The following is a 12,972-nucleotide window of genomic DNA, read 5'->3' on the forward strand; positions in this document are numbered from 1 at the left end:
AGGTAGGCGATAAAGGTGTTGACCGAGTGGCCGATGGCACCCAGTTCGTCTTCGGCGCGGATGGTGATGCGCCGGGTCAGATCGGCATCGCCGCTGGACAGCAAATCGATGTTGGCTTTCAGCGCTTTCATCCGCGACACCAGTTGGCGAATCGCATACACCTGCAACAACACCAGCAGGATCACCAGCGGAATCTGCAACAGGCTCAGGCTGCTGAGCACGTCGTCACGCTGAGCGGTGAGCATTTTCGTTGGCAGAGCGGTGGCGAGAAACCACGGCGTGCCTTCGATCGGGCGCATGAAGAAGGTGCTGGCTTCGCCATTGTTGTCGAACTCGACGCGTTGCGCCTGATCACGGTTCTGCAGGCCGGCCTTGACCTGACTGGCGAAGGTCGAGCCGGCGGCCAGCTCGCTGATGTTCTTCAGCACGATCGGGCCGCTGATGCGCGAGCTGTTGCTGATGATCTTGCCGTCGGCCTCGACGATCAGCATTTCGGCGTTGAGGTCTTTTTCCTTGCGCGCCACCAGATCGTTGAAGAAACCCAGCGTCACGTCGATGGTCGACACGCCCCAGGCCGCACCGTTTTTCTGGATCGCCATGGCGCAGTTGGTGCGCGGCTCGGCACTGGCGTCGTCTTTATAGGCGGCAGCCCAGGCGCACTGGCCGCGTGGGGTCTGCATACCGCCCTTGTACCAGCTCTGATCGTAGTAGTTGGGCGCCGCGTCGCTGTTCCAGAAGGTGTTCACCGCCAGTTTGCCCGAGGCATCGCGATGCCAGAAGGTGCTGAACTTGTTGCGCCCGGCCTCACGCTGACCCGGCAGAGGCCAGATCCCCCCACCGAAGACTTTCAGCTCGCCGTATTGATCCACCAGGCCCGGCAACACTGTGTCGATGGCCGCGCTGTCGAGCAGCGGAATGGTCTGGGTGATGCTGCGCTGCTGCGCCTGGACTTTGTTCAGTTCGCCCTGAATCTGTTCGGCGACTTCGGCAATTCGGTTGAGCACCACCTGTTCTTCGGTATGCCGCAGCTTGGGCGCGACCAATTGGCTGATACCGACCACGGTCAGTACCGACAGCAGCAGGATGAACAGAACCAGAAATAACGTGTAGCGAGCCTGAATGGTGCGGAATGCGGGCATGGATACCGGTCCTTGAGCTGCGATTCTTATTGTGGGGTCGAGGGAAAAACGGCGGGGTCACACCAGCGTATCGTCGGTGAACGGCGAAGCTTTAGGTACTTTCGTGCAAGAAAACGTCGGGCTGACAGAAGGGGCGTATCGACCTCGATACAAATGAATTAACCGGCACATCAATCGGCGTAAAAAGGCAATCGGCAGCCATCGTCAAACTGCCATGAAACCGCGAGACAGTGAGCTTGTGAGGGTTTGTATCGAGAATGTACAGAAATTGTAAGCGACTGCACTAAAAGGGTTGGTGCCATCACTGGGCCGGTAGATACTTCGCGGCATTCGAGTAGTCCAGCAAGGACATTTCATGGTTATTTCACAGGGAGTCTTCTCATGACGATCGGCATTGTCGGCGGCTGGGAGAGCAAGGCAGGGGTGCTGGTTCGTAATACGGGCGCGAAAAAGCAGGTGAGTCAGAGCGTCAAGGTGCAGCAGATGCTGACCATGGTCGGCAATGATCCGAACGCGATCAACACCGCGGAAATGGACAAGCAGGGCCTGCGCAAGAACATCAAGGGCTTCGATCCGTCGAACACCTCGGTAAAGCAACTGGGCAATCTGAGCGTTTTCCTGCGCAGCCGCGGACTGATCTCCGAGATCACCTCGTTCACTCTGCTCAATGCCGGCGACAAGTTCGACCGCTTCGGCGTGACCAAAGACGTTGATGCCAAATTCAATGCGCTTGAGTATTTCGCGACCCAGCTCGACGCGATCCAGAACAATGGCCTCAATGGCAATGCCTACGGCAAGAACCTGATCCCTGAATACAAAAAGGCGATTTACGTGCTGCAGAACCTGAAAACCTACGGTGAAGGCAACGCGCCGAAGCCGGTGGACCAAGGCGTCAAAGCCAAGGCCTGAGCCCGTCACCCACGGCCCACCCATTGATTGGGTGGGCCGTTTTCGTTTTTAGTCCTGATACCGTTCGCCGGCCTGCTGCGCCTGATCCTGCAGATGCTGCATGTGTGGACAGTGCAGGCTCAGCGTGGAGGTCTGGTAGCCACGATGAAACAGTGCCAGCCAGCCGTTGCTGTAGTCATCGGGGACAACCCCGGTGAAAGCGAAACCGGCATCGGCAAGTTTTTGCAGCGCGCTGGAAAACCCTTGGGCGAGTCTGAGTCTGATCGAAATCAGCCAGTGCGCCGGCAGTTGTCCCAACTGGTTGAGCAGGTTGTCATCGAGGGCCTTGAGCAGCAGGTCATAGCGCCCTGATACGTGATCGAAGCGGATCTTCGGGCCTTTCCATGGCACGGTATTGTCGGTGGTACCAAACACCGCCTCCAGATGCGACATCAGCTCGCGGCAATCCTGCGGCCAGGCGAGTGCCGGCAGCGGGCGCCGATGACCGTCGATGCTGCAGTGACCCACAACAATCGTCTCCCGCCCTGTTCCATCGAACGGCGAAGGCGCGTAATCGGGCAACAGACCACAGCTGTGAAACCCCAGACCGGCGGCCATGCGCTGCGTATACGGGTGGTGCGTGACCTGTTTGATCGTCACGCCTCGGCAATCCAGCGCCTGGGCATGAATCAGCAGCTGCTGGCCCAACTGGGTGGCGATGTTTTGCCCGCGGGCTTCCGGGTGTACCACGGTCAGTGCCAGCTCCGCCAGTGCGGTTCGGCCAGATTGGCGAAACAACGTGGCGTGCCCGCAGATATGCTCGTTTACCACTGCCACCAGCGAGTGCCAGCGACCGTCACTGTGGTTCTGGCTGATCATCCAGGGCAGATACACGTGGGGTTGAGGATAATGAACACCGTAGATTTCTTCGAACAGGCGGCTGACTGCCGGCGCATCGGCGACGCGATAGCGGCGGATGATTGTCGTGTCCATCACGCTTGTCCCTGCTGCGGATGCTCGTAAACCCGTCGATCCACGACCCGCTGATGTTTGCCGGAGCGTGGATGACAGGTCAGTTCATCGTTCGCACAGGCGATCACGTTCAGCTCCAGCAATTGATCGAGCTGCAGCTTCTCGATCAGCGGGTATTGGTCGATCAGCGCACGGCGCAGGGTCGAGCTTGCCTGGCTGATGTCAGGTGTTCGCGTGCAGGGTACCCACTTGAGGCTCAGCAGATCTTTGCTTGCTCGCTGTTCGATGAGCAGTTGCCAGTCATCGCTGGTGGCGATCTTGCGCACCAGCTCGCCGATGTCACCGGTATCCAGACTCAACACGCTTACCCGCACGCGCTGGCTGTTCATGCTGCGGCCCATCAGGGCGAACTTGCGCATCGGCGTCCCCGGCGGTTCACGCCAGCAGGCGAGGTCGCCGACCGGGTAGCGGATCACCGGCATCAGGCGCCGGGTGAGGTTGGTCAGAACCAGCCTGCCATTACGGTTGCACTCTTCGATGACGTCACCGCTCACCTCATCGATGATCTCCAACACGCTGTGCCGCTCCAGCATCCGGTGTTCGCCCAGGCTGCAATCGCGGGTGCTGACACCGATCAGTCCGGCATCGACGCTGGCGTAGCCGATAGAGGCAATGCGTGCGTTCGGGAACACCCGCTGGAGCGTTTGCAGCTGGGCGGCAAACAGGCTCTCGCCGCCGTAGAGCAGGGTTTCGACGCCCTCCAGGATCCGTGACTGGCGCTCAAGCCAGGCGGCGAATTTGAGCATTTGCGCCGGCAGACCGGCCAACACATTGATCCGATACGCAACGATCGACTCGGCCAGTACGGCGCTGTCGACGGCCCCGGTGAAGGGAAATTCGCTGACGGGGGTCTGGACATGTGCCAGCGCGTCGTGGAGAAAAATGAAGCTGGCATACAGGTCGCCGACGAAGAACAGATTGGCGACCCGGTCACCGGGATTCAGTTGCGCCGTGAGGTGGCTGCCGAAATCGCGCACCAGGGTGTGCCATTCTGCGCGGGTGAACAGCGAGAGTTTTCCTGAGCCGGTGGTGCCCCCGGTCTTGAAGACCATCGCGTCTTCCAGCGGGCCTGACAACACTGGCCATCGGTGCGGATTCTGACTGTCACGCCAGTATTGTTCAGGGTCGATCAGTGGCAGTTCGGTCAAAGCGCTGATGGGGGCCGCGACATTTTTGAAGTGTTCGCGGCAATAGGCCGAATGATGGCGGGTGTAACCGAGCAAATCGTTCAATTCAATGAGCGTGTTCATGATTTTTTCTTGTATGAGTGGCGATGGGCCGCGTGCAGGTAGCTGCTGTCAGCGGCGCGTATCAATCAGTAGGGGTGTCTTGCCGCTGTGCCGGTTTCGGGCGAACTGCTCGACGGCACAATGCTCGACATCCAGCGTGAGCAAACCGGTCTGCACCAGCGTGATCAGCGTCGAATAATTCTGCAGTCGTCGGTGGGCTTCGGCCGGTTCCAGAGGACAGCGCAGTCGCATGCGTTCCAGGCCGTCAGGGCCGTGATCGAGGACTAGCTGAAACGGCGCTTGCAGGTGCTGCGCCAGCGTCGCCAGTGAAATGAAATCGGTGCCGATGCGCAGCAGCTTGCCGTGGCGTTGCAGCAGTTCGAAGCGCGGCGACGTCAGGCCGCAGGCACACGGGCCGGGGAGCCAGCGTCCGCTGTCGCCGATGTCATAGCGCTGCACGGACTGGCCCTGGCGTGCGCGAGTGGTCACCAGCAGTCGACCGGGCTCGCCGTCACTGACCGGCGTGTCCTGAGCGAAATCGACGATCTGCAGATGCTGGATTTCGCTCATCAGGTGAAAGACGCCATCAGGCGTGGCATGGCACGCATGACCAATGGGACCGGCGTCGACGCTGCCGTAAATCGCCGAACGGATCAGGCTCACGCCGCAGCTGTGCAGCAACTCGCGGGTGGGTTGACTGAGGTGTTCGCCGCCGAGAAAAACTTTTTCGATGCCGCCGTAGCGCCGCAGCGTTTGCTGTTCGTTGAGAAACAACCGATGCAGGGTGGCGGGCATCCCGATCAACACGCTGATCTGCTGTTGCTCGATCATCTGCGCGATTTCCCGGTAATCGTCATCTGCCGGCGCGCCCATTGGCCAGTGCCGGGCCTGCAGTTGCTCCAGCACCTTGGCAAAACTGGAGAAGCCGCCGTATAGCCCGCCGCTGAAGAACAGATTCATCACACGATCCCGCGCCGGTTCCAGGCCGGCCGCCAGCAAGCCATCGGCGGCCGCCTGCATCTGGCGCTGGAAATCGTGGTAACTGAAACCCGAAAGCGCCGGCGTGCCGCTGCTGCCGCCGGAGCGAAAATACAGCTGCGCCTGCGGGTGCGGCGGTCGATCGATGAAGGCTGTCTTGTCCATGATCGGCACACCGGCCAGCGCGGGTGGCGATGGCTGGCGATCCAGCGTGGCGTGGCGCGCCAGTGAATTCGGCGTCAGGCTGACCGACACTCGACGGCTCAGGCGCTGCAAGGCATAGACGCCGTCATGGGGTTCGCCGTCGTAGCCATCGTGAATGGCGTCGAGCGGGGCAATGCGGGTGACACCGGCGGCGATCAGGGTTTGCGCCAGTTCGGTGATCTGCGCCTCAGGGCACAACAAGGCACAGCTTTGCAGGACGTTGCGCCAGGGCAGCAACGTAGCGCTGAGCAGCTCGCGGGGCAGGGGCTTGAGCAGCAGGCTGCGAAACAGCGCCGACGGTTCGAGCTGGCGGTCATGGCTCCAGATCACGCGCCAGCCCGGCGCGCTCCAGACCCGACCGGTCTTTCCGGAAAAGCTCTGGGCCAGCTGCGCCATTGCCGTGCAGGTGGTGATTTGCGAAGCCTCTTCAAGCGTGGGTGTGAGGGCCGGCCATCGCCCGGCGCGGCGTTCGAATGCGGTGGCCAGTTGAGCGCCAATCTCGCTCAGCACGGCGGCATCATCACTGTCCACCAGCAGCCATTGCGGGCTGGAGCAGGCTTGCTGATCGAGGCGGCACACTTCATCGACGATGGCATCGAGCACGGCGGGGCAGACCGCGTCCGGGGTCAGATAGGCGAAGCTGATGCGATGCCCCCAGTCGATCCAGCGACATCCTGGCGGCACGTGTTGGCGAATGGCGTGCAGCGCGGTTTCGCCACCCCACGCTGCGACACCGTTGGCGTGTCTGCACAGTTGGCCGATTTGTCCGGTGCTCGCCGGCAGGACTGCGACATAACCCTTGAGTTGACCGCTCGAATCGCATGCGAGCAATGCCAGGAGCAATCGCGCGGTGAGGCCACCGTCGCTGCTGCTGGGGCGCAGCCAGTTGACGTTGCCGCTCAGCAGACTCTCGATCACCGCACAAAACGCCAGCAGTGGCGCGTTCGCGGGCGTGATGTGTACCACCAGGCCCAATGGGCTCCAGCGCTCAAAGCGTGACTGGCGATAGTCGATGCGCCGCAGCGAATCAGGTTGCAGGCCGAGCTCACGATCAAGCTTGGCTTGCAGCGCGGCAGGCTGGCAGAAATCGATCAGCGCCTGGCGTTGCCCGGCATCAAGCGGCAGGCCCGATGCGTGCTGTTGCAGGTGGGTGGCGAAGGCTTCGGCGGCTGCAAGCAGCGTGGCGGTTTCAAGTGGCGTCTGCAGATGTTGTGGCAACTCCACGTGAAGTTGCTGCAAGGCGCTGTCGAGGTCGCACTCGGTGTGCAGTTGTCCGTTGATCAAGTACATATCAGTGCCTCCCCAGCAGTTCGGAGGCAGCCATGGCGCAGCTCCTCGCGGCGGCGGTGCCGGCGCGGCCATGCAGTTGGAACCAGTCGCTTGCCAGGCCGCAGTCGCAACTGGCGGCGGGATGCAGCGTGGCGAGGTCACTCATGACCACCGCATGCGCCGGACTGGAGGAAATGTAGGGTGAAACCAGATTCAGCAGTCCGCATTGCCCATAGGGCAGGACCGAAAAGTCCACGGCGCTGCGCACGTAGACTTTCGAATAGACCGGCACGTGAAAGCGGTGGTGGACACACTCGATGTAAGGCACCGCGTGCTCGACGGCGCCATAACCATCGCGACAGGCCCGGGTACTGATGCCCAGCTGCTGCTGGATCCGCGCGTACAGCTGTTGCTTGGGGACTTCTTCGGAGGTGCGGGTTTTCCAGCCGCCGCCAAAAAATGCCAATGATCCTGCTGGCAGCTGCACATCCTGCACAGTCGTGGCGCGCATGCGTTGCAGGGTTTCCCAGAGAAACGCCGGGAAGCCGAAAATACGCACCGGCAGACCTTCTTCGGCAAACGCCTGCAGAGCCGCGATGACCCCGAACAGATCGAACTGGTGGCTGTCTCCATTGCGTCGCAAGGCGTAAACCACCCGGTTGGCGGGGGCAAAGCCGCAAAGGAACTGATCGGTAAAGGACGTGCCCAGGGTATTGCACGGCTCAGGCTCGTAGCTCAGCAGCAGATAGTTGCAAGGCGTATGCGGTGTGATCCAGCCGTACTGTGCGAATATCCGCTCGACCATGTACTGCGCTGCGCCGAGGCTGCGCGCGTCATACCGCATGCGGCTCTTCTGCCCGCTGGTGCCGGAGGAAGTCAGTTCCAGAGCGTCCTCGCCCGTCGGGCTGAGCAGCAAATGTTGCTTGAAGAAATTGGCGAAAATCGGAGGCAGTTGCGACCAGTCGTCCAGCGTGTCGAGATCATCGACATCGACCGAGTGGGCCTTCAGCCAATGGCCGTAACCGGGCGTATGGCGAGCGTGGAACCGGGTGATTTCGCTCATGGCCTGATTGAACAGCCCCGCGGGTACGGAGTCCGGGCAATAGGGTTGCGGCAATGCGCAGAGCGCATCGCCATGGGGAAATGAATTCATCGAATATCCTTATTGATGTACGTTGGACGCGGCGGATGCCGCAGGGTTGTGGCGCAGAATGCGGTAGAGCAGGGGCAGGCACAGCAGGCCGCCGAGGGCTGCCAACAGGCAGAAGGATTTCAGGTTGTCGCTGCCACCAACGGTAGCGATGAGCGAGCCGCCGAGGCCCATCACGGCAATCGACAGCATGCCAATCATGGCCGAGACCAGACCTTTGCCATCGGGGCTGGAGAACAGCGCCAGCCGGTACAACGCAGCGTTGCTCATGCCCAGTCCCAGCGCATAGAGGGACAGTCCGCCGACGGCCATTACCAGTGCCGCCGAACTCAGGGCCGCGCCGATCAGCATCAACAGTCCGAGACAGAACGGCCACAGAGCCAAGCCAATCACCCGGACCAGTGTGTGTCTGGCGAGCAATCGATCCAGCAGCAGATTGCCGACGATCACCGCCGAGAACACCGGGATCTGCCACATGCCGTACGCCAGTGCAGACAGCTCCAGGCGCTGCATGAGCAATACCGGCGCCAGTCCGATCCAGGCAATCAGTGGCAGACTCATCAGGCCCAGCGCCACGCTGCAGCCGACGAATCGGCGATTGCGCAGCAGTGTGAGGTAGCCCCGGCCGACTTGCGTGAGCGAAAACGACGCCGGGGCCTGCTGCTGGTCGTCGCGGCGCGTGACGCCTATCGTTTCCGGCATCCAGGCCAGCAGACCGAGCCAGACCACGGCACTGGCCAGCCCCAGACCCAGAAACATCTGCCGCCAGCTCAGCCATTCCAGCAGCAGGCTGCCGAGCAACGGTCCAAGCAGCGGCGACAGCAGCGCGACATTGCCGAGCAACGCCATGAGCCGCACCGCATCGGCCTCGCAGAACACTTCCTGCAACGCCGGATAGCTGACGGCAACGACGAACCCCAGACCCATGCCCTGAATCAGGCGCATTGCGTTGAAGGCCTCAATGCGCTGCGTCATCACCGCCGCGCTGCACGCCAGACCAAACAGCGCACAGCCGAGCAACAGCAGCCGGCGTCTGCCGTAGCGATCCGAGAGCGGGCCGATCAACCATTGCAGGCACACGCCACCCAGCAGATACAGATTGAAGGCATTGGGAACGTGGCGGGCATCGGCGTTGAACTCGCCGGTCACCGTCAACATGGCCGGCATGATCATGTCGCTGGCCATGTAGGTGAGCAGTTCAAAAGCGGTAATGGCCAGGCAGAATCCAATAGTCTGCACGGGCGTCATTACGATCAAGGTTCTCTGCATAAACATCCCTGTTTCAGTGAGCGAGAAAGTTCACAGAGACTAGGGGCAGAGCTGTTGCAGCATCCAATGCTTTGCTGCGACATGAAATTTCAAATACTTACAGCGTATTTAAGTGAATCGACCTGCGCATTGAACAGTCATGATCGACGGTCGCGCGCAGCCAAAAAAATGCCCGCTGGCGGGCGGGCATGGTTTGCTCTGAGATGATTTTTACAGCGTCTCTTCCTGTGCTTTCAGACACACGGGAAGGCGAACAATCCTGTTCTAACGATGGTAATAACCGGGGCCTTCCTGATAACGATGGTGGTCGTCATGCCAGCCGCCGTGGGGGAAAATGATGCAGCCGCTCAAGGTCAGAACGGCAAGGACAGGAATCAGCCAGGTGATTCGACGGAACATTTCAAGGATCCTCATGGTTACGCCGGCATGAAGCCAAAACTCTTCATCGGCTGTAACATGAGACCGCGTTCAGCCACGCCCATCCCCGCAACACGGTATGTGCATGGCATGCAATCGGATACAAACCGGATACATTTGAAAGTTTCAGGAACCCGCAATGACCCAGAAGCAACGCTTGAAATACTCGATCCTGATCGCCCTGTCGGTGCTGGCGATCATGCTCGGCCTGTCCTGGCTGCAAAATGCCGGGATGATCAGTCAGAAGATGTTCCAGTACATCGCCATGGGTGTGGCGGTGGTCGTGGTGGTGATCAACGGGGTGATGCGCCGCAAGGTCAAACCCTGACGGCGATCGCGGGACGCTTCAATCGTGATTGAGCACGGCAGCAGCCTGTGGATGCAGGCTGTAACTCTTGTCCGGGTTGAAGGTGACCACACCTTCGGCACACAGACGTTTCAACACTTCGCGCACGCTGAGAAAGGACAACGGAATATCCAGGTCCAGCAACTGGCTGTGCACACCGCGCACGCCCAGGCGTCGATCGCTTTGCGCGGCGACCAGCAGGGCGTCGATGACTTTCAGGCGAATCAGGCTGGTGCGCAGGCCGAAGCTTTTCAGCAGCAGGCGAATGCGCTCATTACCCAGGCGTTCGGGGCTGGGGGCGAAACTGCTCGCGCGGGAACTCATGGCAGCTCCTTGTGACGCCTGGCTACCGTCCGTTGGTAGTTGCGAGTTGTACATGGGGTTACTCCTTTTCAGAGCCCGATCAGGAAACGTTTTGACTGCTCTCAGTAAACAAGACGTTTCAGTACGACAAATCATGAAAGGAAATATGTAGAAATTTTGTCGGTTATTCGTTGTTTTCCCGTAATCAGGGGATTGCACCCTCGTCAATCGGGCTAAATTTTTTTTCCCGCATTCGTTTCCTGAACAGCCGTCTTGCGCCCAGGCGCATGAATCAATTTCAGAGCGGATCCGGCGCAAGCGCCGATCCTTGTCTTGTCGTTCAGGAGCGAGTGTGATTATTTCCCGACAGTTAACCGGACTGGCCCTCGCCGGTGCGTTTCTCGGACTCAGTCTGTCCGCCCATGCCTTCAGTCCCGCAGCACAGGCCAGTGCCGATATCCGTCGCACCTCCTTTGGTGTGCCGCACATCCGCGCCGAGAACGAGCGCGGTCTGGGTTTCGGCATCGGTTACGCCTACGCGCAGGACAACTTGTGCCTGCTGGCCAATGAGATCGTCACGGTCAATGGCCAGCGCTCGCGCTATTTCGGGCCGGAGCAGTTCACTGTCGAACAGCGCGAGAATCGCGTCAGCGACCTGTTCTTCACTTGGCTCAACACCCCCGAAGCGGTGAAAGCCTTCTGGGACGCGCAACCGGCGCAGGTGCATGATCTGGTGGAAGGTTACGCAGCGGGTTACAACCGCTATCTGGCCGAGCGCCGCCAGCAGGGGCTGCCGCAACAGTGTCAGGGTGAGTGGGTGCGTGATATCGCCGCCGAGGATCTGGTGAAACTCACTCGACGCCTGCTGGTCGAGGGCGGTGTCGGGCAGTTCGCCGAAGCCCTGGCAGGCGCGACGCCGCCGCAGGCCACGGCGCAGCTCGGCAGCAATGCGCAGGCCTATCAGTTGGCGGATGCGCGCCTGCAGCGCTTCGCCCTGGATCGCGGCAGCAACGCCGTGGCGGTCGGCAGCGAACGCTCGTTCAACGGGCGCGGCATGTTGCTGGCCAACCCGCATTTCCCGTGGGTCGGCGGCATGCGCTTTTACCAGATGCACCTGACCATTCCGGGCAAACTCGACGTCATGGGCGCAGCCTTGCCGGGGTTGCCGATGATCAACATCGGTTTCAATCAGCACCTGGCCTGGACCCACACCGTGGATTCATCCAAACACTTCACCCTGTATCGCCTGCAACTCGATCCGAAAGACGCGACCCGCTACCTGCTCGACGGTAAATCGCTGCCGCTGAACAAGCAGACGGTCACCGTGCAGGTCAAACAGGCGGATGGCCAGGTGGTGCCGGTTTCGCGCGATGTCTACAGCTCGCAGTTCGGCCCGATCGTGCAATGGCCGGGCAAACTCGACTGGGATCATCAGTACGCCTACAGCCTGCGCGACGCCAACCTGGACAATGACCGCGTGCTGACGCAGTGGTACGCGATGAACCAGGCCTCGAGCCTCAAGGATCTGCAGGATTCGGTGCACAAGCTCCAGGGCATTCCGTGGGTCAACACCCTGGCCGTGGATGACAAGGGACAGACGCTGTACATGAACCTGTCGGTGGTGCCGAACGTCAGCGCCGACAAACTGGCCAAATGCAGCGACCCGCGCATCGGCTTGCAGATGATCGTGCTCGACGGTTCCAACAGCGCTTGCGCCTGGGACATCGATCCGCAAGCTGCGCAGAAGGGCATCTATGCCGCCAGCCAGCTGCCGCAACTGTTGCGCAAGGACTTCGTCCAGCACTCCAACGATTCAGCGTGGCTGGCAAACCCGGCACAACCGCTGACCGGATTCTCGCCGCTGATCAGTCAGGACGGCCAGCCGCTGGGCCTGCGTGCGCGCTTTGCGCTGGAGCGTCTGAGTACTCTGGGCAAAAAAGGCCCGCTGGCGGTGAAGGATCTGCAACAGATGGTGATGGATGACAACGTTTATCTGGCGTCTCAGGTGCTGCCCGATCTGTTGAAATTCTGCGCAGGGGATCTGGGTGCGGACGCGGCCGCGTTGAAGCCGGTTTGCGCCAGCCTCAAGGGTTGGGACGGTCGGGCGAATCTGGATTCGGGCATTGGCCTGGTGCATTTCCAGAACATCATGCAGGCATTGCAACAGGCGCCGGATGTCTGGCGCGTACCGTTCGATTCAAAAGACCCGCAACACACGCCACGTGGTCTGGCGATCGAGCAACCGGCGGTGAGCAAGGCACTGCGTGAAGCGCTGCTGGCGTCGGCCGCCACGGCACAGAAAATGGGCCTCAAACCTGAAACCCGCTGGGGCGATATTCAGGTGGTGAGCAGCGGCGCTCGACAAACTGCGATTCACGGCGGCCCGGGAACGCTGGGGATCTACAACGCGATCCAGAGTGTGCCGCGTGAAGACGGCAAACTCGAAGTGGTCAGCGGCACCAGCTATCTGCAAGTGGTGACCTTCGACGACAAAGGCCCGCACGCTCAAGGGCTGCTGGCGTTCTCGCTGTCGAGTGACCCGGAGTCGAAATACTCTCGCGATCAGACCGAGGCATTTTCGAAAAAACAGTGGAGTGTGCTGCCGTTCACTGAGCAGCAGATCGCCGCTGATCCGCAGTATCAGCTGCAAACCGTTCGCGAGGTGGCGGGCAAGAGCGCCGAGGTGGTTGCGCAGTAAGTCAGGCTGAACGAAAAAGCCGCTGCTCCCTGAACGGGGACAGCGGCTTT

The 12,972-nt window shown here is 60.8% G+C and carries 10 protein-coding genes and 1 pseudogene; 3 read left to right on the forward strand and 8 right to left on the reverse strand.

Going from position 1 to position 12,972, the window contains the following annotated elements:
- Positions 1-8 precede the first annotated feature (8 nt).
- Positions 9-1,139 (reverse strand): annotated as a pseudogene (locus tag ACIP8I_RS07375) (cache domain-containing protein); the annotation flags it as partial.
- A gap of 381 nt (positions 1,140-1,520) precedes the next feature.
- Between ACIP8I_RS07375 and ACIP8I_RS07380 the strand changes: the two are divergent.
- Positions 1,521-2,048, forward strand: a complete 528-nt coding sequence (locus tag ACIP8I_RS07380; protein WP_007966295.1) for a hypothetical protein — start codon at positions 1,521-1,523, stop codon at positions 2,046-2,048.
- A 48-nt stretch (positions 2,049-2,096) separates the two neighbouring features.
- Here the strand turns inward: ACIP8I_RS07380 and ACIP8I_RS07385 are convergent, their stop codons facing one another.
- The 6 genes from ACIP8I_RS07385 to ACIP8I_RS07410 all read right to left on the reverse strand — a co-directional run bounded on the left by ACIP8I_RS07385 (position 2,097) and on the right by ACIP8I_RS07410 (position 9,557).
- Positions 2,097-3,020, reverse strand: a complete 924-nt coding sequence (locus tag ACIP8I_RS07385; RefSeq protein WP_400759886.1) for a GNAT family N-acetyltransferase — start codon at positions 3,018-3,020, stop codon at positions 2,097-2,099.
- Complete coding sequence (locus ACIP8I_RS07390) at positions 3,020-4,309, reverse strand: phenylacetate--CoA ligase family protein (protein WP_400759887.1); 1,290 nt, start codon at positions 4,307-4,309, stop codon at positions 3,020-3,022. The genes ACIP8I_RS07385 and ACIP8I_RS07390 overlap by 1 nt, the downstream gene beginning before the upstream one ends.
- A gap of 48 nt (positions 4,310-4,357) precedes the next feature.
- Entirely contained in the window at positions 4,358-6,760 is a 2,403-nt protein-coding gene (locus ACIP8I_RS07395) for an aldehyde dehydrogenase family protein (RefSeq protein WP_400759889.1), read from the reverse strand.
- 1 nt (position 6,761) lies between these two features.
- Positions 6,762-7,892, reverse strand: a complete 1,131-nt coding sequence (locus ACIP8I_RS07400) for an acyl-protein synthase (RefSeq protein WP_400759892.1) — start codon at positions 7,890-7,892, stop codon at positions 6,762-6,764.
- Positions 7,893-7,901: 9 nt separating this feature from the next.
- Positions 7,902-9,158 carry an MFS transporter gene (locus tag ACIP8I_RS07405; RefSeq protein WP_400759894.1) on the reverse strand — a complete coding sequence of 419 codons (1,257 nt, stop codon included), beginning with the start codon at positions 9,156-9,158 and terminating at the stop codon, positions 7,902-7,904.
- 264 nt (positions 9,159-9,422) lie between these two features.
- Positions 9,423-9,557, reverse strand: a complete 135-nt coding sequence (locus tag ACIP8I_RS07410; protein ID WP_007961861.1) for a hypothetical protein — start codon at positions 9,555-9,557, stop codon at positions 9,423-9,425.
- Between the two features lie 157 nt (positions 9,558-9,714).
- Here ACIP8I_RS07410 and ACIP8I_RS07415 point away from each other — a divergent pair, with 157 nt between their 5' ends.
- Positions 9,715-9,903 carry a hypothetical protein gene (locus ACIP8I_RS07415; RefSeq protein ID WP_007961862.1) on the forward strand — a complete coding sequence of 63 codons (189 nt, stop codon included), beginning with the start codon at positions 9,715-9,717 and terminating at the stop codon, positions 9,901-9,903.
- A gap of 18 nt (positions 9,904-9,921) precedes the next feature.
- Here ACIP8I_RS07415 and ACIP8I_RS07420 read toward each other — a convergent pair whose 3' ends face one another.
- On the reverse strand, positions 9,922-10,299 hold the full coding sequence (locus tag ACIP8I_RS07420; protein ID WP_045122207.1) for a fe2+ zn2+ uptake regulation protein: 378 nt from the start codon (positions 10,297-10,299) through the stop codon (positions 9,922-9,924).
- A 277-nt stretch (positions 10,300-10,576) separates the two neighbouring features.
- On the opposite strand from ACIP8I_RS07420, the gene ACIP8I_RS07425 reads away from it, so the two are divergent.
- On the forward strand, positions 10,577-12,922 hold the full coding sequence (locus tag ACIP8I_RS07425) for an acylase (RefSeq protein WP_400759897.1): 2,346 nt from the start codon (positions 10,577-10,579) through the stop codon (positions 12,920-12,922).
- Positions 12,923-12,972 lie beyond the last annotated feature (50 nt).

It is taken from the genome of Pseudomonas sp. NPDC088414, assembly GCF_044753325.1.
In the GTDB taxonomy this organism is placed as follows: domain Bacteria; phylum Pseudomonadota; class Gammaproteobacteria; order Pseudomonadales; family Pseudomonadaceae; genus Aquipseudomonas.